Annotated in this window: 18 protein-coding genes and 4 tRNA genes; 16 read left to right on the forward strand and 6 right to left on the reverse strand. The window is 68.1% G+C overall.

Annotated features, from left to right (window positions below):
• Positions 1 to 5 precede the first annotated feature (5 nt).
• The 5 genes from CIK77_RS01220 (at position 6) to CIK77_RS01240 (ending at position 8,262) form a co-directional block, all read left to right on the forward strand.
• Entirely contained in the window at positions 6 to 1,472 is a 1,467-nt protein-coding gene (locus tag CIK77_RS01220) for a DUF3375 domain-containing protein (protein ID WP_087055506.1), read from the forward strand.
• Positions 1,465 to 2,121, forward strand: a complete 657-nt coding sequence (locus tag CIK77_RS01225) for a DUF4194 domain-containing protein (protein ID WP_087055505.1) — start codon at positions 1,465 to 1,467, stop codon at positions 2,119 to 2,121. Before CIK77_RS01220 ends, CIK77_RS01225 begins: the two co-directional genes overlap by 8 nt.
• Positions 2,118 to 5,471, forward strand: a complete 3,354-nt coding sequence (locus tag CIK77_RS01230; RefSeq protein WP_087055504.1) for an ATP-binding protein — start codon at positions 2,118 to 2,120, stop codon at positions 5,469 to 5,471. The genes CIK77_RS01225 and CIK77_RS01230 overlap by 4 nt, the downstream gene beginning before the upstream one ends.
• Before the next feature lie 87 nt (positions 5,472 to 5,558).
• Positions 5,559 to 6,764, forward strand: coding sequence for an ATP-binding protein (locus tag CIK77_RS01235; protein WP_087055503.1), 1,206 nt, complete (start codon positions 5,559 to 5,561; stop codon positions 6,762 to 6,764).
• A 91-nt stretch (positions 6,765 to 6,855) separates the two neighbouring features.
• A complete protein-coding gene (locus CIK77_RS01240) occupies positions 6,856 to 8,262 on the forward strand; it encodes an aminomethyltransferase family protein (RefSeq protein WP_212647500.1) in 1,407 nt (468 codons plus the stop codon).
• A gap of 75 nt (positions 8,263 to 8,337) precedes the next feature.
• On the opposite strand, the gene CIK77_RS01245 is transcribed toward CIK77_RS01240, so the two are convergent.
• Complete coding sequence (locus tag CIK77_RS01245) at positions 8,338 to 9,525, reverse strand: thiolase family protein (RefSeq protein ID WP_087055502.1); 1,188 nt, start codon at positions 9,523 to 9,525, stop codon at positions 8,338 to 8,340.
• Positions 9,526 to 9,736: 211 nt separating this feature from the next.
• On the opposite strand from CIK77_RS01245, the gene CIK77_RS01250 reads away from it, so the two are divergent.
• Positions 9,737 to 10,153 carry an acyl-CoA thioesterase gene (locus CIK77_RS01250; RefSeq protein WP_170934177.1) on the forward strand — a complete coding sequence of 139 codons (417 nt, stop codon included), beginning with the start codon at positions 9,737 to 9,739 and terminating at the stop codon, positions 10,151 to 10,153.
• A gap of 49 nt (positions 10,154 to 10,202) precedes the next feature.
• Here the strand turns inward: CIK77_RS01250 and CIK77_RS01255 are convergent, their stop codons facing one another.
• Positions 10,203 to 11,201, reverse strand: a complete 999-nt coding sequence (locus CIK77_RS01255; protein WP_087055500.1) for a pirin family protein — start codon at positions 11,199 to 11,201, stop codon at positions 10,203 to 10,205.
• Positions 11,202 to 11,434: 233 nt separating this feature from the next.
• Between CIK77_RS01255 and CIK77_RS01260 the strand changes: the two genes are divergently transcribed.
• The 5 genes from CIK77_RS01260 to CIK77_RS01280 all read left to right on the forward strand — a co-directional run bounded on the left by CIK77_RS01260 (position 11,435) and on the right by CIK77_RS01280 (position 12,340).
• A tRNA-Gly gene (locus tag CIK77_RS01260) sits at positions 11,435 to 11,507 on the forward strand.
• A 57-nt stretch (positions 11,508 to 11,564) separates the two neighbouring features.
• Positions 11,565 to 11,638 (forward strand) — tRNA-Cys (locus CIK77_RS01265).
• 26 nt (positions 11,639 to 11,664) lie between these two features.
• Positions 11,665 to 11,736 (forward strand) — tRNA-Val (locus CIK77_RS01270).
• A gap of 57 nt (positions 11,737 to 11,793) precedes the next feature.
• Positions 11,794 to 11,866 (forward strand) — tRNA-Gly (locus CIK77_RS01275).
• Positions 11,867 to 11,995: 129 nt separating this feature from the next.
• Positions 11,996 to 12,340, forward strand: coding sequence for a hypothetical protein (locus tag CIK77_RS01280; protein WP_087055499.1), 345 nt, complete (start codon positions 11,996 to 11,998; stop codon positions 12,338 to 12,340).
• A gap of 10 nt (positions 12,341 to 12,350) precedes the next feature.
• Here the strand turns inward: CIK77_RS01280 and CIK77_RS17990 are convergent, their stop codons facing one another.
• On the reverse strand, positions 12,351 to 12,548 hold the full coding sequence (locus tag CIK77_RS17990; protein ID WP_249268636.1) for a hypothetical protein: 198 nt from the start codon (positions 12,546 to 12,548) through the stop codon (positions 12,351 to 12,353).
• Here CIK77_RS17990 and CIK77_RS17995 point away from each other — a divergent pair.
• From CIK77_RS17995 to CIK77_RS01300, 4 genes are all read left to right on the forward strand, one after another.
• Complete coding sequence (locus CIK77_RS17995) at positions 12,547 to 12,849, forward strand: hypothetical protein (protein WP_249268635.1); 303 nt, start codon at positions 12,547 to 12,549, stop codon at positions 12,847 to 12,849. The two genes, CIK77_RS17990 and CIK77_RS17995, sit on opposite strands and share 2 nt — an antisense overlap.
• Before the next feature lie 10 nt (positions 12,850 to 12,859).
• Positions 12,860 to 13,234, forward strand: a complete 375-nt coding sequence (locus CIK77_RS01290) for an ankyrin repeat domain-containing protein (RefSeq protein ID WP_087055739.1) — start codon at positions 12,860 to 12,862, stop codon at positions 13,232 to 13,234.
• Positions 13,235 to 13,441: 207 nt separating this feature from the next.
• The gene (thrS, locus tag CIK77_RS01295) at positions 13,442 to 15,385 is read left to right on the forward strand and encodes a threonine--tRNA ligase (protein ID WP_220224445.1); all 1,944 of its coding nucleotides are present in this window, start codon (positions 13,442 to 13,444) and stop codon (positions 15,383 to 15,385) included.
• Positions 15,382 to 15,939 (forward strand): HIT family protein, encoded by a 558-nt coding sequence (locus tag CIK77_RS01300; RefSeq protein WP_087055496.1) that lies wholly within the window; start codon positions 15,382 to 15,384, stop codon positions 15,937 to 15,939. The genes thrS and CIK77_RS01300 overlap by 4 nt, the downstream gene beginning before the upstream one ends.
• Positions 15,940 to 16,005: 66 nt before the next feature.
• On the opposite strand, the gene CIK77_RS01305 is transcribed toward CIK77_RS01300, so the two are convergent.
• The 3 genes from CIK77_RS01305 to CIK77_RS01315 all read right to left on the reverse strand — a co-directional run bounded on the left by CIK77_RS01305 (position 16,006) and on the right by CIK77_RS01315 (position 19,015).
• Positions 16,006 to 16,962: an NAD(P)-dependent alcohol dehydrogenase gene (locus CIK77_RS01305; protein ID WP_087055495.1), complete on the reverse strand. Its 957-nt coding sequence runs from the start codon at positions 16,960 to 16,962 to the stop codon at positions 16,006 to 16,008.
• Between the two features lie 88 nt (positions 16,963 to 17,050).
• The gene (locus CIK77_RS01310; RefSeq protein ID WP_087055494.1) at positions 17,051 to 17,647 is read right to left on the reverse strand and encodes a TetR/AcrR family transcriptional regulator; all 597 of its coding nucleotides are present in this window, start codon (positions 17,645 to 17,647) and stop codon (positions 17,051 to 17,053) included.
• Between the two features lie 57 nt (positions 17,648 to 17,704).
• Complete coding sequence (locus CIK77_RS01315; protein ID WP_087055493.1) at positions 17,705 to 19,015, reverse strand: aminotransferase class I/II-fold pyridoxal phosphate-dependent enzyme; 1,311 nt, start codon at positions 19,013 to 19,015, stop codon at positions 17,705 to 17,707.
• A 99-nt stretch (positions 19,016 to 19,114) separates the two neighbouring features.
• Here CIK77_RS01315 and pdxS point away from each other — a divergent pair, with 99 nt between their 5' ends.
• Complete coding sequence (gene pdxS / locus CIK77_RS01320; RefSeq protein WP_087055492.1) at positions 19,115 to 20,005, forward strand: pyridoxal 5'-phosphate synthase lyase subunit PdxS; 891 nt, start codon at positions 19,115 to 19,117, stop codon at positions 20,003 to 20,005.
• Positions 20,006 to 20,061 lie beyond the last annotated feature (56 nt).

A 20,061-nucleotide genomic window follows, 5' to 3' on the forward strand; every position in this document is an offset into this window, starting at 1 on the left:
GGAGGATGACCTCTTCGCGTTCCGAGACCGCCTACCAGCGTGCGGCTGCGGCGTTCCGGAACCCGACGCTGGACCTGTTGCACGGTCGGTACGCGCCGTTCGTCGTGACGGCGCTCTCGCTGGTCTTCACCGTCGATCGTCCGGCCGTTGCCGTGGCGGACGCGCACGTCGAGGTCGGAGAGATCGCTGACGAGCTGCGCGGGGCCGGCTACGACGAGGGGGAGCGGCGGGTTCCCGCTGGCGGCGGCCGCGACATCTGCCGCTACTGGGTGCGCGTCGGATGGCTCGTGCCGCAGATCGAGGACGCGCAGGAGGTCTACCGCCTGTCGGCCCAGGCAGTCGGTGCGCTCGAGATCGCGGGACGGACGGGCGGCGGCCGCGCTCGCGTATCGAGATCGCGCGTGCGCACTCTGCTCGACTCCGTCGACCAGCTCACACAGGATGCCGAGACCGACCCGAATGTCCGGATCGCCAGGCTCACGGCGGAGCGCGCCGAGATCGACGCCGAGATCGATCGGCTGATGCGCGGCGAGGTCGAACCCGTAGACGACGAGCAGCTGCTGGAGGAGGCGGAGAACGTGCTCCACCTCTCCCGCGAACTGCCTGCCGACTTCTCCCGCGTGGCGGAATCCATCCAGGCGATGCAGCGCGACGTCGTCGCAGAGCTGCGCCGCGACATCAGGCCGACCGGCGACGTGCTGCGCGAATACCTGCACCGCGGCCAGCACATCATGCAGCAGACGCCGGAGGGTCGCGCCTTCGTCGGCGCGCTGGGGCTGATCGGCGATCCGGAGCACATCGACCAGCTCACCGTCCAGGTGCACGATCTGCTGGCGCAGCCGTTCTCCCGACTGCTCGCGGCGGACCAGCGCGGCGAGCTGCACGCGATCGCCAAGCGCGTCGAACAGGGCGTCGCCGACGTGCTCACGGCGCAGCGGCGCGCGTCGCACGTGGTCACCGCCCAGGTGCGCACGCATGACCCCGTGCGCGACCGCGAGGTCGACGAACTGCTGCGCGAGGTGATGAGCGGTATGCAGACGTGGATGTCGTCGTCGCGCGCCGCCGATCGCGTCGAGCCGCTGCGCAGCCTGCCGGCGGCCGGCATCGGCCACCTGCGCCAGACCCTGTCCGACCCGCGGCCGCCTCGTACGCCCGAGCCGCTCGCGCTCGGCGATGCCGACGCGGAGTTCCTCGACGCCGACACTCGCGACTGGGGCGGCCCGATGTACGACGAACTGGAAGCCTACGTCTCCGCCTTCGATGGCGCATTCGACCTCGGCGACGCGTTCACCGGCGCGTCGAACCGCCGCCCGGTCGACCTGGTCGGCCTGCTCGAGATCGCCCACCGCAACGGCATGACCGACGGCGGTGACGTGTCGATCGTCGAGGCTCTCCGCCCTGACGGCACGCGCCGCCGCTTCGCGTTCGGCTCCGTGACCGCCCGCACCGTGAAGGACGCAGACGATGACTGACACCGCCGCCGCAGAGAACGACGCCTTCATCGCGCCCGTGCCGATGGAGAGCGACCCCGACGAGTGCTTTGCGGGCGACCGCGGGGCGCTCGCCCCCGAGGTGCGCCGCGTGCTGGTGCGGCTGCTGCAGCGCCGCTATCTCCTCGCCGAGCGCAGCAAGGAGGACTGGTCGGTGCTGATCGAGAACCAGCAGCTGGTGGAGTCGCGCCTGCACGACCTGTTCGTGCGCCTCATCGTCGACACATCGCGCGGGATCGCGTACAAACAGCAGGTGCGATCCGACGAGCTCGACGTGCCGATTCTGCTGCGCGACGAGGCGTACTCGCGCGCTGAGACTCTCGTGCTCGTGTATCTGCGCACCGTCTACCAGCGCGAGTCGACCGCGGGGGAGAGACAGGCCCGCGTCGACGTGGAGGAGGTCGAGCAGACCGTGCTCAGCTACTTCACCGACACGGACGGTGATCTCGCCCGCAGACAGCGCGCCGTCAGGGGCGCGCTGGCGCGTCTGCGCCAGGAGGGCATCGTTGAGGAGGAGTCGGAGGGCCGCTTCCTGATCAGCCCGCTCGTGGAGATCGTGCTCAGCGCCGATCGACTGCGCGAGCTTGCTTCGTGGCTGCGCGCCGAGAACTCAGAGGAGGCCGCATCGTGACCATGCTCGACACACTGTTCGGGATGATCCCCGCCGAGTCCCGCGGCCAGCAGTGGGTCGCCGACGAGCTTCAGCTGGTGAACTGGGGCGGATACGACGGTGCGCACCGAGTGCGGTTCTCGCCGCGGGCGACGCTGCTGGTCGGCGGATCCGGATCAGGCAAGTCGACGCTGATGGACGCCTACATCGCGCTGATGATGCCGCACACGACGCCGTTCAACGGTGCGTCCAACGGCGGCGTCACCGGTCGCCCCCGCGGTGAGGACCAGCGCAACATCCTGTCCTACGGTCGCGGCAAGATCGACGAATCGCGCACCGAGAACGGCACCCAGATGCGGGTGCTCCGCGGCGACGGCGCCGATACATGGACCGCCGTCGCCATGACCTGGACCGACTACGACGGCTCGCAGTTCAGCGCCGTGCGTGCCTGGTACATCCCGGCTGCCGCCCGCACCATCGACGACACGGTGCGCGTGCGCGCCACGATCGATGGCCCGTTCGACGTCACGGCTCTAGAGGACGCGGCGGAGCGTCGTCTCGCAGATCACGCGGTGCGTCAGGCAGGGCTCGAGACCGTGGCCACCGAGCGGGAGTTCACCGCGCGACTGCATTCCGCCCTCGGCATCGGCGCGGCCGGCGCCGGCACGAAGGCGATGAGTCTGCTGGCGCGGATCCAGGCGGGGCAGCAGATCACCACCGTCGACGACCTGTACAAGCGCATGGTGCTCTCCGAACCCGAGACGCTGACCACCGCCGACGCTGTCGTGAGCCACTTCGACGAGCTCGATGCGACCAAGGAGCGCATGATCACGGCACGCAAGCAGGTGCGTGCGCTGACGCCCATCCGGGGCATGCGCGAGAGGATCGAGGAATCGGCGGAGCGGCTGCGACTGATCGACGAGATCGGGGTGTTCTCCGATCCGGAATCGATCGCCTCGCTCTGGCGAGACGACAAGCGCCTCGGGCTTCTTCGCGAGACCGAACGGGAGCTGCAGCGCGCCAAGCGCGAGGCCGATGATGTGGTGAACGAGCAGGAAGCGCTGGCCGCGGCGGCGGAATCGGAGCGCGACGGGCTCGCCGAGGTGCTCCGGGGTGCGGGCGGCGATCGCCTGCACACCGCCGAGCGGGAGCTGCGCGAGGCCGAGCGGCGCACGGCGAAGGTCGAGGCTGAGCGCGCACGCTTCGATGAGACGGTCGCACAGCTCGGCATCGACGTCGCCTCCGCTCGTGCCTTCGCCGCGCTCCAGACGGAAGCCGCTGAGGCGCTCGACGATCCGGATCTCAAGCGCGCGGCGCGCGAAGCCTATGCCGAGGCGCGCGGCGCCTCCCGCGAGATCGAACGGGAGGTCGCGGCACTCGAGGAGGACGCACGACGAGCGAGGGACCGTGCCGACAGCATCCCGCAGGCGCTGCACGACTCCCGGGAAGCGCTCGCGAACGCGGCCGGTCTGGCGCCGGAGGATCTGCCCTTCGTGGGCGAGCTGATCGAGGTGCGCACCGAATTCGAGCCGTGGAGCGAGGCCGTGGGGCTGGCTCTCGGCGGGTTCGCGACGACGCTTCTGATCGACCGGCGCAGCCTGGCCGCGTTCCGCACCGCGATCAACCGCGTGCGCACGCCCGTACGGGTGCGCTACGAGGGTGCGGAGTCCGACCTCGGCGATGCCCGCAGCCTCGATCCGGCGACGCTGCCCGGCCGACTCGACTACCGGGAATCTCCCTTCGTCGGCTGGCTGCAGGATCGTCTGGAGCGCCAGTTCGGCTTCGTGTGCGTCGACTCGCCTGAAGAGCTCGACGCCCATCCGTCGGCGCTCACCATCGCCGGGCAGATGTCGAACGGCAGCCGCGGCGCGCACGGCGGACACGGCAGGGCGAATGTGCTGGGCTTCTCGAACCGGCGACGCATGGCGGGCATCAGCCGCAGCCTCGATGCGACGCGCGCCCGCCTCGCCGATCAGAAGCAGGTCGAGCTCGCCGCGGCCGCGGCGCTCGACGAGCTCGACTCACGCCTCACCGCATACAGCCGGATTCGGGAGCTCGCGTGGAGCGAGATCGACGTCGTCGCCGTCAGCGGCGAGCGGGATCGGTGGGCCGCGGTCATCGATGAGGTCACGGTGGACAATCCGAAGGTGCAGGACCTGCAGCGCCAGATCCGTGCGGCGAAGAAGAAGCTCCAGTCGCTGCAGGAGCACACCGGCCGAGCCCGCGCCGAGCAGGAGCGCATCGCGCAGCGCTGGGCCGCGATCACCGACGAGGTCGATGAGGCGCAGCAGCGCATCGACGAGGCGACACAGGCGGAGCGCGAGCTCACCGACGCCCAGCGCGCCTATCTCGACGACCGATTCGCGCCGCCCGCTGGGCAGGAATCGACGACCCGTGCCGTGGAGCTGGAACGGTTCGATGCCGCACTCTCGACGGCGGCGAAGCAGCTGATCGGGGACCAGGCGACCGCGCAGACGACTCTCGCCGACCAGCGCGACGCATTGCGCCGCACGCTGGAGGGATTCCTCGAGGCGTGGCCGAACCCGAACCTGACGGCTGACCCCGAAGGCGCCTTCTCGGACTTCGAGCGCATCCTCGCCGAACTCGAGACGAGCGGACTGCACGAATTGGAGGACGAGTGGAGGGAGAGCCTGGTCAACCTCTCAGGCAACGACCTCACCAATCTCGACTCCGCGCTCGGGCGTGCGCTCCGCGAGATCCGGGAGCGCATCGAACCCGTCAACCGCATCATGCAGGAGCTTCCGTTCTACGACGACGCCCATCGACTGCAGATCGTCGCGCGCGAGACATCGTCCGAGGTGCGGCGCCGGTTCAGGCGCGAGCTGCGAGAGGTCCGATCGCTGATCGCAGACGCGGCGAGCGAAGACGAACGCGAGCAGATCTACGACCGGATGGCCAGGCTGATCGCGCGAATCCGGCGCACGTCGCCCGATTTCGCCGATCTCGTCGATGTGCGCGGCCACGTCAGAATGAGCGCCGAGAAGATCGACGCGGTCACGAAAGAGCACGTCGCGCTCTACGACCACATCGGCGAGAAATCGGGCGGTGAGTCGCAGGAGCTGATCGCGTTCATCGTCGGGGCAGCGCTGCGCTACCAACTGGGCGACGCCGACGCGGAGCGCCCGCGGTACGCGCCGGTGTTCCTCGACGAGGCGCTCATCAAAGCGGACGCGCACTTCACCAAACGCGCGATCGGTGCGTGGCGAGGCCTCGGGTTCCAGCTCGTGATCGGCGCACCGAACGACAAGTACAGCGCGATCGAGCCCCACGTCGATGCGGAGTACGACATCCTGAAGGACACGCGCGGGCGCTCGTGGGCCAAGCCGAAGGTGGGTCTGCCCGAGGCGTGAGGCGCGCAGCGTCGCTGGGAGAGAGCACTGCCGAGCCATACATCGATTTATATTTCGTCAATGTATAAATCGATGTAAGGTGCGAGCATGCTGCCGAATCCGTACACCCCGGGAGGACGTCCGCGCGTGTTCGTCGGGCGCGATGACGAGCGCCGAGCCCTGCGCGACCGCCTGGCGCGGGTGATCGCGTTCGGCGAGATGGCGGGGCCGCTGACCATCGTGACAGGGCCGCGGGGCCTGGGGAAGACCTCGCTGCTGCGAGACGTGGCCGATCAGGCTGCCGCCGATGGCTTCGTCGTGGTCTGGGCCGTGGGAGTGAAGCGTCAGCCCGTGCTGCGCGACCTGGCGATGAAGGTGCGCAGCGCCCTCGAACGCGCCGACGTGCTGGACTCGCCGCACACGCGCCAGCGGTTCAAAGAACTGGGCGTCCGCTTCCACCTGGGCGTCGCATCGGTGGAAGCGAAGTTCGGCCCTGCGGCCGACACCGACGCGTCCGCAGCCGTGGCGCTCACTGACATCGAAGACCTCCTGTTCGAAGCGTCGAACGCGGTGCGTCAGCGCGGGGGAGCCGGCCTTCTGATCGTGCTGGACGAACTGCACGCTCCACTCGATCCGCGAAGCGGGAGCGATCATTCCCCTGATCCGGCCGCGCTCCGCGACGTCGCACTGCTGATGAACGCGTTTCAGAACATGGACGCAGAACGCGAGCGGTTCCCATTGGTGGTCGTCGGCGCGGGCCTGCCGCAGACGAAGAGCCTGCTGACCCGGGCCGCCACCTTCGGAGAGCGCACGCACGAGACGATCCTCTCTGAACTCGACGAGAACACGTCCCAGGCAGTGCTGGTCGAGCCGGCGCGCCAACTCGGCGTCACCTGGCGCGATGAGGCGATCTCCGCGGCCGTGGCGCGCGCGGACGGCTATCCGCAGGCGCTTCAGGTCATCGGCGCCGCCGCGTGGGAGACAGCCCGCCCTGCGGCGGGCGGGGAGATCACGCTGTCAGACGTGGAGCGCAGCTCGTCGGAGGTCGATGCGCAGATGGGGTCGATGTTCGGGGCCCGCTGGGACGTCGCCACGGGATACGAGCGTCGTCTCATGCGTGCGATGGCCGAGCTCGAAGGCGACGTCGTCGCGCGGCGCGACATCGCCGAGCGCATGGGCGTGCGTTCCAGTGACTTGGGCGTGGCCCGAGCATCGCTGATCAGCAAGGGGATCATCGAGCCCGCAGCGCACGGGAGCCTGCGCTTCACCATTCCCGGGTTCGACGCCTTCGTGCGCGATCGCGGCGACGAGTGACGGCTTTTCCGATCAAAGGGAAACGCACGTCGATCTGCGCGCGCACCGCCTACCGTCGGAGCAGCAGAACTTACTCAATGAGGAGGACGCCGTGCCCGAGAACACCCTTCAGTCGATCGTCGACGGCCCGCGGGGCATCGTCGACCATCTCTACTCGCTTGCGCCCAAGAACGCGCTCAACATCTTCGGCGTGATGATGCCGAACGACCGCGTCCGCCAGGAGTACACCACGTGGCGCGACGAGCAGCTCTCGTGGCGGGAAGGCGTCGCCCTGCACGACCAGAGCTATCACATGCACAGCCTCCGGGTGACGGGGCCGGATGCCGTGAAGCTGCTCGAGTCGCTCGCGATCAACTCGTTCGCGACCTTCTCGGTCGGCAAGGCGAAGCAGTTCGTCGCCTGCTCGCCGGAGGGGCACGTGATCGGGGATGCGATTCTGTACTACCTCGACGAGGGCGATCTCGCGGTGGTCGGGAATCCTGCGACGACCGACTGGGTCGAGTACAACGTCGAGATCAGTGAGCTCGACGTCAGCTCCAGGCTCGACCCGCTCTGGTCGCTGAACGAAGAGAAGAAGCGCGACTTCTACCGGTACCAGATCGAGGGGCCGAACGCGTACGCTCTGCTCAGCGAGCTGCACGGAGGCGAGCTCCCCGAGATCAAGTTCTTCAATGCGGGAGAGATATCGATCGCCGACCGCCCCGTCCGCGCCATGCGGCACAGTATGGGAGGCGTGTACGGGCTGGAGCTGTCGGGGCCGTGGGAGGATCGCGACGTCGTCAAGCGAGCACTCGTCGAAGCGGGGAAGAAGCACGGGCTGCGCCGGATCGGATCACTGGCGTACTTCAGCACGGTGATGGAGTCCGGATGGTGGGCGGTGCCCTTCTCAGCCGTGTACTCGAGCCCTGAGCTGAAGGGATACCGCGAGTGGCTCTCCGATCGGAGCGCGTCGGCGCGCATGGCGCTCGGCGGCAGCTACTACTCGTCGAACGTCGAGGACTACTATGCGACGCCGTGGGATCTGAACTACGGCCACATCATCAAGTTCGACCACGACTTCGTCGGCCGTGAGGCGCTGGAGAAGCTCGCTGAACAGCCGCATCGCCGCAAGGTGACCCTGGTGTGGAACCCCGAGGATTTCGCGAACGTGTACGCCCGTCTGGTGCACGACGGCCCCACGGCGAAGCACATCGATCTGCCCGTCGCGGCGACGGGTCGCCTGCACTACGACAAGGTGCTCGGTTCAGACGGTGAGCTGGTCGGGCACGCCACCTACCCGGCGTACAGCTACGGCGAGCGCCTGATGATGTCGCTCGGCAGCATCGACGAGTCCATCGAGGACGGCACCGAGCTCACGCTGATCTGGGGTGAGGACGGCGGAGGCAGCCGCAGTCCAGGCAAAGTCGAACCCCACGAGCAGGTGGCCATCAGGGTGACGGTCGCGCCCACGCCGATCAGTGCGGCGGCGCAGGACTACCGGAAGACGCTGACTGCCTAGGCAGCGACTCGTCAGACTCCGGATGAGGCGGGGTGCGTTCCGTCGGAGCGCACCCCGCCTTCGGCTGTCAGAGCCTCAGCCGTCGACTCTGATCACGACGGCACCCGCGTCGTCGCCCGCGGCGCAGCCGGTGAACAGCCCGTACCCGCCTCCCCGCTCGCGCAGCGCGTGCGCGAGCTCGGCGATCGAGCGCGCTCCGGTCGGACCCTGCGGGTGACCGTAGATCAGCGATGAGCCGTACACGTTCATCCGTTCCTGGTCGTACCCGGTCGCGCGGATGAACCACAGATCGTTGACGACGAAGGGATTGTGCGTGGTGACGAGATCGACCTGGTCGAGTTCGAGGCCGGCATCGTCGAGCGCGGCGCGAGCGGCGCCGACGGGGGCCTTCGGCATTCTGGCCGGCTCGTCGCGGGCGAAACCCGTTCCGCAGATCTGCACCTGCGCCTCGTCGTCGAGTTCGCGCGCGACGTCGTGGTTCGCGACCACGACGCCAGCCGCCGCATCGGCGGGGTGCGTCTGCGAGCCGAATGTGACGATGCCGTCGCGGTTCACCGGCCGCAGTCTCGCCAGTCCGTCGCGGGTGGTGGGGAACACGCCTTCGTCTTCCGTCAGGACGATCTCGCCTCGGCGATCCGGGATGCGGACATCGATCATGAAGCGCCGCTGGAATGCGCGATCGTTCGCCAGCGAGCGCTGGTACTGCTCGTAGCGCAGCAGCGTGAGGTCGTCGGCCTGTTCACGTGTGAATCCGCCGTCGGACGCCGTGAACTCGGCCGTGGCCAGCATGCCATGGCCGGTCGTCGGGTCGTTCGCGAAGCTGTCGAGCATCCAATGCTGCTGCTGCGGGGCGCCGCCTGGCCCCTTCGTGGTCGGCCAGAGCACAAGCGGGGCGTTGCTGGTGCGATCGGAGAGCACGCCGAGAGTCGCGCTGTGGCGTCCCAGTTCGACCTGCGCGGCGAGATGGTCGATGACTGCGGCGGACGTCGCGCAGGCGCGGTTGATCCACGGGCCGGCGTACTTCCCGGCGTCCAGACGCCGGGAAACCGTCGTGACGCCGAAGAATGTGCCCTTCTGGATCACGGTCTGGCCGAGTGCCCAGTGAGTGAAGCGATCCGTGGCCGTGCCGCGTGCGGCGAGGGCGGAGCGCGTGGTCTCCACGGCGAGGTCGAGCGAGTTGACCTCGGCGAGCGTGCCCTGCCATTTCGCGAACGGCGTCGACCAGATGTGGTTGAGCGGAATGTAGGCGTTCGAGAAACTCATGCGTGCATCTCCATCGATAGCGTGTTCCTTCCATCCTGCCTCCGTGAGAGCGGAATGGGGCGGGATTCCTTTCAACGGGATGAAGCGGCGCGCGTGCGGGCTGCGGTGGGAGAATCAGAGGCGAGCCGGGGTGTCCGGCCGAGCGGACGTGTCATCGGCGACAGGGACGCAGGGCTCGCTGCCCGTCGATGCAGGTGGAAAGGCGATGCAGATGTTGAAGAGCACTCTCTTCAGGCGGGTCGAATGGGGCGACTGCGATCCGGCGGGAATCGTGTTCAACCCGCAGTTCTTCCGCTGGTTCGACCACGGCACCACCATGCTCTACGAAGCCACAGGGATGCCGAAACAGGAGATGCTCGCCGCCCATGGCGGAGCCGGATGTCCGCTGGTCGAGACGAAAGCCACCTTCAGAGCGCCGTGCAGCTACGGCGATGACGTCGAGATCACCAGTGAGATCGTCGAACTCGGCACCAAGAGCTTCCAGATCAGGCACACACTCACCAAGGACGGGGAGGTGCGGGTCGAGGGGTTCGAGACGCGCGTGTGGACGGTGCACGACACGGAGCGGGGGCTGCGCGGCGCACCGATCCCCGAAGAGGTCGCGGCGATGTTCCGCGGCGAGAGCTGACCGACGTCGTGCGACGGGCGCCCAGGTCACGGTCTCGCGTCGGCTGAGGCTACTCTCGCGGACGCAGACGGGCGTTCGGCAGGGCCGGTGCGGGAAGCGGCGCCGGCTGCTCCGGCGGGAAGTCGCCGAACAGCGGGGGAGTGCCGGCATCGTCTGTGTGCACGGGCTCGAAGCCGAGCTCACCCTGGTACCGACGCCGGAACTCCTCGATCTCCTCGTGCGTGCGGCCGACGAAGTTCCACCACATCACGATCCGTTCGCCGAGCGGCACACCGCCCAGCAGCACGGCGCGCGCTCCCGAGCTTCCTGCCGAGAGTCGGAGGGAGTCGGACCCCGCAGGAACGTAGGCCAGCCCGTGCTGCGCCGTGCGGGTGCCGTTGACGCGGATGTCGCCGGTCTCGGCGAGCACGGCGAGCTCGAAATCGGTGCGCACCTCGAGCGTGACGTCGGCATCGGGGGAGAGGATCAGCTCGGCACCGAGCAGATCGGGCGTGCGGGTCTCGACGGGGGAGACCGAGCCGGCCAGCGACCCGATGAAGACGCGAGCGGTCACCCCGGGCATCGTCGTCACCGGGGGCGGCGGGTAGTGCTCGAAGTGGTTCTCGCCGAAGCGCGTCGCCTCCGGCAGCGCGTACCAGAGCTGCACGCCGTGCAGGACGGTCGTGTCAGGCGTGGAGATCTCCTGATGCGTGATGCCGCGGCCCGCGATCATCAGATTCAGCTCGCCCGGCCGGACCGTGGCGGCGTTCCCGCCGGAATCGAGGTGATCGACGCGGCCGGAGAACAGCCACGAGACGGTCGCGAGCCCGGTGTGCGGGTGTCGCGGCACGTGCATGCCGCCGGTGCGCGAGACATCGTCCGGGCCGTAGTGGTCGACGAAGCACCACGAACCGACGAGCGAGCGGCGGCGCTGCGGAAGTGTGCGCGACACCGGCATCGCGCGCGGCCCGCCCAGGGGAACGGACCTCGGCTCAAGCACTTCGACGTCGGTGCACGGCTCACCGGCGTCGAGGACCTGAACCAGCGGGTCGTGCTCTTCGTTGCTCATTCCGGTCTCTTCTCGTCGGTGGCTCTGTCGTCACTCCATCTTGCGCCAGCCTGGCCGGGAACGCACGATCGCCCGCGAAGAGATCGGGTCGGAACCGCTCGGAATCGAGGCAGAGCGGTGAACGTCCGCGGAACGGCGCGTGACGCGCCCGGTGGCCCGCTCGGTTTGGCGAAGACGACGCGAGTGCGTATAGTTTTATGAGTCGCCGGCGAGGAAACGAACCGGACGGCGATGCGGATGTAGCGCAGTTGGTAGCGCATCACCTTGCCAAGGTGAGGGTCGCGAGTTCGAGTCTCGTCATCCGCTCGAGTGTCAGGCTTCCTCTTCGGAGGGAATCGGCACGCGGGTCATCGATCCCCCCGCGGTGGCGTGGCCGAGAGGCTAGGCACCGGCCTGCAAAGCCGTTTACACGGGTTCGAATCCCGTCGCCACCTCCACTCTTTCAACTGAACAGCCTTCACAGGCGCGATTAGCGCAGCGGTAGCGCGCTTCCCTGACACGGAAGAGGTCACTGGTTCGATCCCAGTATCGCGCACGACGACTTGATCCCCGGTTCTGCCGGGGATTTGTCGTCCGGAGCACGAGTTCCCATGCGGATGTAGCGCAGTTGGTAGCGCATCACCTTGCCAAGGTGAGGGTCGCGAGTTCGAGTCTCGTCATCCGCTCTCGTTCGAAGCCCCCGACGCGTCGGGGGCTTCGTCGTGTCAGGCGCAGTGTTGCGTCGTGTTTCGGGTGAGATGACGCACGGGAGGCAGCGCACGTAACCTCGGATCATCCAACCGTGAGGAGCCCCCGTGAACACGCCGCTTTCGCATCTTTCGCCCGTCGAGGTGACGGAGCGTGCGGTGTGCATGTGCGCGCACGGTGGCACGTGCTCCTCGCTCGCTCCCGGTCATTCGCTGCACCTGATTCAGGCGCGTCTGGCATCGGCGACGCCGACCCGCTGGGCCGACGCCATCGTGGCGGAGATCGACAGCGTCGAGGGCACGATCGGACTGCGCGAGCTCACCGGTGCCACGCGCACCGTCTGGCACGCAGGGTCTGTGGACATCGCGGAGGGCACGCCCGTCGCCCTGCACCTGGACTACGACGTGCTGGCGGTCGGACGCGCGCAGTACAACGTGGCGCCGCTGAGCTGAACGGCAGAGCTCAGGCGGACGCCATCATCGACTCGCGCATCTGCATGCACGCGTCCATGCACGCCTTGCACGCCTGAGCGCACATCCGGCACACGTCGCTGGTCTCCGCGTGCTCCATACAGGAGTCCATGCCCACCTGGCACATCGCCATGCACGCGTCGAGCATCGACATCATCGCCGCGGGCGTCATGCCCTGCATGCGCATCATGCTCCGCATCATCGTGTTGCACATGTCGGCGGTGTTCATGCAGGCGGGTGCGCAGTCCATGCCCTGGGTCGAGCACACCGTGCACGCCTGTTCGCAGGCGGAGCACGCGTCCATGCACGCCTGCATCATCGCCATGTCCATGGTCTCCATGCCCGGCATCTTCATGCTCGGGGAGGCCGTGTCCATCATCATCGCGTCCATCTCACAACCGTCCGTTCTGCTCATCCGAAAACGGGCGGGTCGCCCGCCTGCGGCCAGAGTACGCCCGCCGGTGACGACAATCCACCGGCGGGCTCGATAGCATGGGTGCCATGACGGAGGAACTGCCTGACGAGGTGGTCGAGTTCGGTAACCGGATGTTCGACCTCGCCCGCGAGGGCGACGCGCAGCTGCTCGCGTACATCGACCAGGGCGTCGATGCGGACCTGACGAATTCGCTGGGCGACACGCTGCTGATGCTCGCCGCCTACAACGGTCATGCAGAGCTGGTCGCGGGACTCATCGAGCGCGATGCCGATGTGAACGCACTCAACGACCGTGGCCAGGCGCCTGTCGCGGGCGCCGTGTTCAAGGGGTACGACGATGTCGTCGGTCGGCTGATCGAAGCCGGGGCCGACCTCGACGCAGGAACGCCGAGCGCACGTGATACGGCGACGATGTTCGGCAGGACCCTGCCAGGCACCTGAGCGGCCTGCGGGCAGCGCGCTGGCTGTGTTGTCATCGGTCAGCGGGCGCGCGGCCCGTCTCCCTCTTCCGCCTTGCCATCACACCACCCGCAAGCCGCTCAGCGATTGCAGGCGCACGGCATCGAGTTCGTGACTGCAGGCGATGGCTCGTAGAATCGTCTGGTGACCACAGGATTCGATCTGTTCCCCGAAAAGAACGTCGTCGCCATGCGCGTCGACGGCACGCTCACCGACCTCGCCGCGGAGGTCACGGACACGCAGACGACCGAGTCGGTCACGATCGACAGCGAGGACGGCCTGAACATCCTGCGCCACTCGACGGCGCACGTGCTCGCGCAGGCCGTGCAGCGCATCGACCCGGCAGCCAAGCTCGGCATCGGGCCGTTCATCACCGACGGCTTCTACTACGACTTCCAGGTCGATGAGCCGTTCACTCCGGATGATCTCAAGGCGATCAAGAAGGAGATGCAGCGGATCGTCAAGGCCGGGCAGCGGTTCGTCCGCCGCTCGATCACCGACGATGAGGGCCGCGCAGAACTGAAGGACGAGCCGTTCAAGCTCGAGCTGATCGACCTCAAGGGCGGCAAGAAGGAAGCCGCAGAGGGCGCGAGCGTCGAGGTCGGTGCGGGCGAACTGACCATCTATGACAACGTCGACCCGAAGACGGGCGAGACGGTGTGGGGCGACCTCTGCCGCGGCCCGCACGTGCCGTCGACGCGTATGGTCGCGAACGGCTGGGACCTGCTGCGCATCGCCGGTGCGTACTGGCGAGGCAACGAGAGCAACCCGCAGCTGCAGCGCATCTACGGCACCGCGTGGGCGAGCAAGGACGATCTGGTCGCGTACAAGGACCGCCTCGCCGAGGCCGCCAAGCGCGACCACCGCAAGCTCGGCCGTGAGCTCGACCTGTTCTCCTTCCCCGACGAGATCGGCTCGGGCCTGTCGGTCTGGCATCCGCGCGGCGGCGTCATCCGCGGGGAGATGGAGCAGCACGCCCGCAAGCGCCACATCGAGGGCGGCTACACGTACGTCTACACGCCGCACATCGCCAAGAGCGACCTCTTCAACGTCTCAGGGCACCTCACCACCTATGCCGATGGCATCTGGCCGCCGATCCGGATGGACGAGGAGCGCGACGAGGACGGCCACATCACCAAGCAGGGCTCGGACTACTACCTGAAGCCGATGAACTGCCCGATGCATATCCTCATCTACAAGGAACGCGCGCGCAGCTACCGGGATCTGCCGCTGCGGTTCGCCGAGAACGGCACCGTGTACCGCAACGAGCTCTCCGGAGCGCTGCATGGGCTCACGCGCGTGCGCGGGTTCACGCAGGACGATTCGCACCTGTTCGTGACGCACGACCAGCTCGAGGGCGAGGTCACCAAGGTTCTCGAGTTCATCATCTCGATGCTGCGCGACTTCGGCCTGAGCGATTTCGAGCTCGAGCTGTCGATGCGCGACGGCGAGAAGTCGAAATGGATCGGTTCCGAGGAGTTCTGGGAGGACTCGACGAACGCCCTCCGCAATGTCGCCGTCTCCAGCGGGCTCAAGCTGACCGAGGTGCCAGGAGAAGCCGCGTTCTATGGTCCGAAGATCGACCTCAAGACCCGCGACGCACTCGGCCGCGTCTGGCAGCTGTCGACCGTGCAGGTAGACCCGAACCTGCCGGAGCGCTTCGACCTGGAGTACGCGGCGGCCGACGGTTCGAAGCAGCGCCCGATCATGATCCACCGCGCGCTGTTCGGCTCGATCGAGCGCTTCTTCGCCATCCTGCTCGAGCACTACGCGGGAGACTTCCCGCTCTGGCTCGCGCCGCTGCAGATCATGGGCGTCCCGGTCGCCGACGAGTACGGCGACTACCTGAACGATGCAGCCGAGAAGTTCCGTGCGGCCGGTGTGCGAGTCGAGGTCGACCACTCCGATGATCGGATGCCGAAGAAGATCCGCACGCACACGACGCAGAAGGTGCCGGTGATCATGATCGCCGGTGAGCAGGACCGCTCGGCCGGCACCGTGTCGTTCCGGTTCCGCGACGGATCGCAGCGCAACGGCATCCCCCTCGACGAAGCCGTCACGCTGATCGGCGGGCTGATCGAACGGAAGCAGCTCGTGCTGAGCGAGGCCGACGCCGTGCAGGAGACCGTGTGACCGACCCCCGCGACGACTACGCCCAGCTCGAGCCGGAGAGCGAGTTCGGCGGCACGCCTGACGCATTCCAGCGGCTGTGGACGCCGCACCGGATGGCGTACATCCAGGCGGGCGCGGACGTCAACCGGGGGACCGGGTGCCCGTTCTGCGCGGCACCGGGCAAGTCGGACGAGGACGGCCTGATCGTGCACAGCGGCGACAACGCCTACGTGCTGCTGAACCTGTTCCCGTACAACTCGGGCCACCTGCTGGTATGCCCTTACCGGCATGTGGGCATGTACGACGAGGCGAACGATCACGAGGTCGCCGAGATCGCGCACCTGACACGGGTGGCGATGGGCGTGCTGCGCGCGACCTCGCGCTGCGACGGCTTCAACATCGGCATGAACCAGGGCGAGGTCGCCGGCGCCGGCGTCGAGGAGCACCTGCACCAGCACATCGTGCCGCGGTGGCAGTCCGACTCCAACTTCTTCCCGATCATCGGTCGCACGAAGGCCCTGCCGCAGATGCTCGGAGACGTGCGTCAGGCGATCGCCGACGCCTGGCCCGCGTAAGACGTCTGTGGGCGATTTCTGTCACTCTGACGGGGCACATACCCGCTGAAATCACCCACAATCGGATCAGGACGCGGTCACGACGCGCTTGCCGGCCGAAGGGCCTGACTCGCTGTCCCGGTGGGCGTCCTCGACCTGGTTGCGGGGGTACGACCCTGCGACGATCGGCCGGATCGAACCGTCGTCGACGGCACGCGCCAGCCACCGCAGATCCTCGCCGTTCGGACCGGCCGACACCACCCGGATCCGAGGGCCGGGGGTGACGGCGGATGCCATGACGGCATAGAAGGAGGCCGGCGACACGCTGGCGATGCGCCCGGCGCGGGTGAGCAGACCGCGGTACGCCCCGACACGGGAACCTGACGTATCGAGGATGACGTGATAGCGCGCCGAGATCTGCTCAGGTGCGGTCGATCGATAGTCGTAGACGTGCTCGGCGCCGGCGCTTTCGGCAACGTCGCCGCGTGATCCCGCAACGGCATCGACGCGGGCGCCGAGTGCCACGGCGATCTGGATCGCGGTGGAACCGACCCCGCCACTGCCCCCGACGACCAGCACTCGATCGCCCGCCGCGACACGCAGAGCATCGCGAAGCGCCTTGAGCGCTGTCAAACCGACGAGGGGGAGGGCTGCGGCTTCGGAGAGCGAGGTGCTGTCAGGTGCGACGGCGAGCACGTCCGTGGAGGCCACGACGTACTGCGCTGCGGCGGCATGGGCGCCGGGAGGCTTCACACCGAGGTAGCCCCACACCCGGTCGCCGACGCGCAGGCTCGTTACATCCGCACCTCGTTCCCGGATAGTTCCGGCGAAGTCGACGCCTGTGCCCTTCGGAAACCCGAACCCACTGAGCACGCGGAGCCGCCCGCGGCGGGCTAGGAGATCTGCGCCGTTGATGCTGAACGCCGCGACCTCGACCAGCACCTGCTCGCGCGAAGGGCGCGGTCGTGGCACCGTGCCGACACGCAGGACATCCGGACCGCCGTACTCGGCGTACTGCACCGCCCACATCGTTTCCTCGCCCATGAAAAAGCTCCCATAGTTGACAACGCTACGTAGCGTAGCAGTAAGGAAGGTGAGCGTCGAGGCTCTTCGTCATGTGCTGCGCGACGGGTCAGCCGGACGAGGAAGTGACCAGTGCGAGGAGCTGGGAAGCGAGCTGGTCTGCGAGGCGCATCGGATCGTTGCCATCGAGCAGATGGATGCGTGCGTACGGGATGCCGAGAAGCGCGGCATGGAACGCCGAGACATCGACGTTCGCTTCCACTTCGCCGCGCGCGGAGGCGCGCGCCATGACCTCGGCAATATCCTTGCGTGCGCCGTCGACGAATACGGCGCGCATTCTGTCCGCAAGGACGTCGTCGACCGCCATCTCCGCGAGAAGGCCTGGCAGAATGCTGAGCCCCGGTTCGCCACCGATGAAGGAGACCGCCCGATGTGCAAGTGCTCGCACATCGCCCGCGAGCGTGCCCGTATCGATCAGTGCGCCCTCGTCGGGTCGATGGATCGTGAGGTCGAACACCATCTCGGCCTTCGACCTCCAGCGGCGATAGATCGTCGTCTTCGCGACACCGGATTCGGCCGCGACACCCTCGATCGTGACGCCCGCGTAGCCGTGTCGGTCGAGCTGGGTCGAGACGGCATCCGCGAGGCGTTCGTCGGTACGGGCACGTCGCGTCGTCGCGCGGTCGTTCGTCGGTGAATCCGCCATTGCTGTCCTCTCGACGGGCGAGTCGTAGCGTATCGTCCGGCTCGGTGATTCTGGGGTTCAGCCGCCGGCCGCCGCGATGTCGGCGGCGAGAGCGTGCTGGTCAGCGTCAGTGAGAGCGTGTGCGGTGACCCGGATGCGACGCGAGGCAGTGTCATCGCCCTCTGAGATCACGCGGAACTCGTCTCCCGCGCGCACGAGCCAACCGCGCCGCTTCAGGCGATCGGAGACCGAGCGGGCAGGCGCGGTCACAGGCACCCAGACGTTGAGCCCGTCTCCCGGAGCGCAGTCGACCCCGTTCTTGGCGAGAGAGCGGCAGAAGGCGGCATTCCGGGAGGCGTAGCGCTCGCCCGCCGCGGCGATCTGCGTGCGTGCGGCGTCGTCGGTGAGCAGCGACAGCGAGAGGCGCTGCAGCAGGTGACTGACCCACGCCGTCCCCGGGCGCAGGCGCATTCCGAGCCGCTCGGCAGTGTGCGGGTCGCTGGCGACGAGCGCGAGGCTCATATCCGGTCCGAGGAACTTCGACACGCTGCGCACCAGCGCGAAGCGGCGGTGCGTCATCGGCACGATCGAGCGGAACGGTCGCGCCGACAGCAGTGAGAAGTGGTCGTCCTCGACGACGAGGGCGTACGGATGCCTGGCGAGCACCTCCCGCAGCTGCGCGGCCCGCTCCTCTGAGACTGAGGCGCCCGTCGGGTTCTGCGCCCGCGGTGTGCAGATCACCGCTCGCGCGCCCTGTTCGAGCGCGCGGCGAAGACCATCCGGTGTCATGCCCTGATCGTCGACGGGAACGCCGATGGCAGTGAAGCCGCCGACGCGGATCGTGTGGATGCCGGTGAGGAAGCCGGGGTCCTCGATCGCCACGGCATCGCCGCGGGAGAGCGAGCCGGCCAGCAGGCGCTCCAGTGCGTCGGCCGCGCCGCTGGTGACGCTGACCCGGATCTGGGACGGAGCGAGGTCGTTCGCCATCGCCTCCAGCGCCCACGTTTCGAGGTCGGGGTCGACGACGGGTGCGCCGTACAGCACGGGGCGGCCGACGACCGCTCGGAGCGCACCGGCGAGATCCGGGATGAGAGCCGGATCGGGATTGCCGTTGCCCACGTCCCGCAGCGCCGTGTCGGAGTATCCCTCGCGTGCGACCTCCTCCGGGGCGGCCACCCGAGTGCCGCCCCGGCCTGCGGCGATCACCAGGCCGGCCTCTGCCAGTCGACGGTACGCCGCGGTGGCGGTGTTGCGATTGACACCGAGTCGGTCGGCGAGGGTGCGCACAGGAGGCAGCGCCTCGCCGGGGGAGAGCTGCCCGCGTTCGATCAGCGAGCGCACGCTGCCGGCGATCTCGACCGCGGTTGCGCCCTCGATCGAATCGGTCATCCGGTCTCCTGTGTCGCTGTGTGACGAATGGTGCGAGCCTACCGTTCACAGCGGGTACGCTTTGTCCTAGGACAAACGTTTCGCTCGAGAAGGAGCACCATGACCCACACGGAAACCGGCACCTCGCGCGTGAAGCGCGGCCTTGCCGACATGCTCGTCGGCGGCGTCATCATGGACGTCGTCACATCGGATCAGGCGAAGATCGCAGAGGACGCCGGCGCTGTTGCGGTGATGGCGCTCGAGCGCGTGCCCGCCGACATCCGGTCCCAGGGCGGCGTGGCCCGGATGAGCGACCCCGATCTGATCGACGGCATCATCGACGCCGTGTCGATTCCCGTGATGGCGAAGGCGCGCATCGGCCACTTCGTCGAGGCACAGGTGCTGCAGGAACTGGGCGTCGACTACGTCGACGAGTCCGAGGTGCTCTCACCCGCCGACTACGTCAACCACATCGACAAGTGGCCGTTCACTGTGCCGTTCGTGTGCGGAGCGACCAACCTCGGCGAGGCCCTGCGTCGCATCACGGAGGGTGCGGCGATGATCCGCTCCAAGGGTGAGGCGGGCACAGGGGACGTCTCGGAGGCGACGAGGCACATCCGGCAGATCACCGGTGAGATCCGGGCGCTGGCGTCGAAGAACGACGACGAGCTGTACGTTGCGGCCAAGGAGCTGCAGGCGCCGTACGAGCTGGTTTCGGAGATCGCCCGCACAGGCAAACTGCCTGTCGTGCTGTTCACCGCCGGGGGAGTGGCCACTCCCGCCGATGCGGCGATGATGATGCAACTCGGCGCGGACGGCGTCTTCGTGGGTTCGGGCATCTTCCGCTCCGGGGACCCAACGGCGCGAGCGAAGGCGATCGTGAAGGCCACGACGCTGTACGACGACCCCGCTGCCGTCGCCGACGTCTCACGCGGGCTGGGCGAGGCGATGGTCGGCATCAACGTCTCCGACATCCCCGCACCGCATCGGCTGGCCGACCGGGGCTGGTAGACGTCTGGCGGGCGTGACGGTTCGGGCCCACTCTGCCGAGGTTCGGCGGAGTGGGC

The organism is Microbacterium sp. JB110 (assembly GCF_003335195.1).
Classification (GTDB): domain Bacteria; phylum Actinomycetota; class Actinomycetes; order Actinomycetales; family Microbacteriaceae; genus Microbacterium.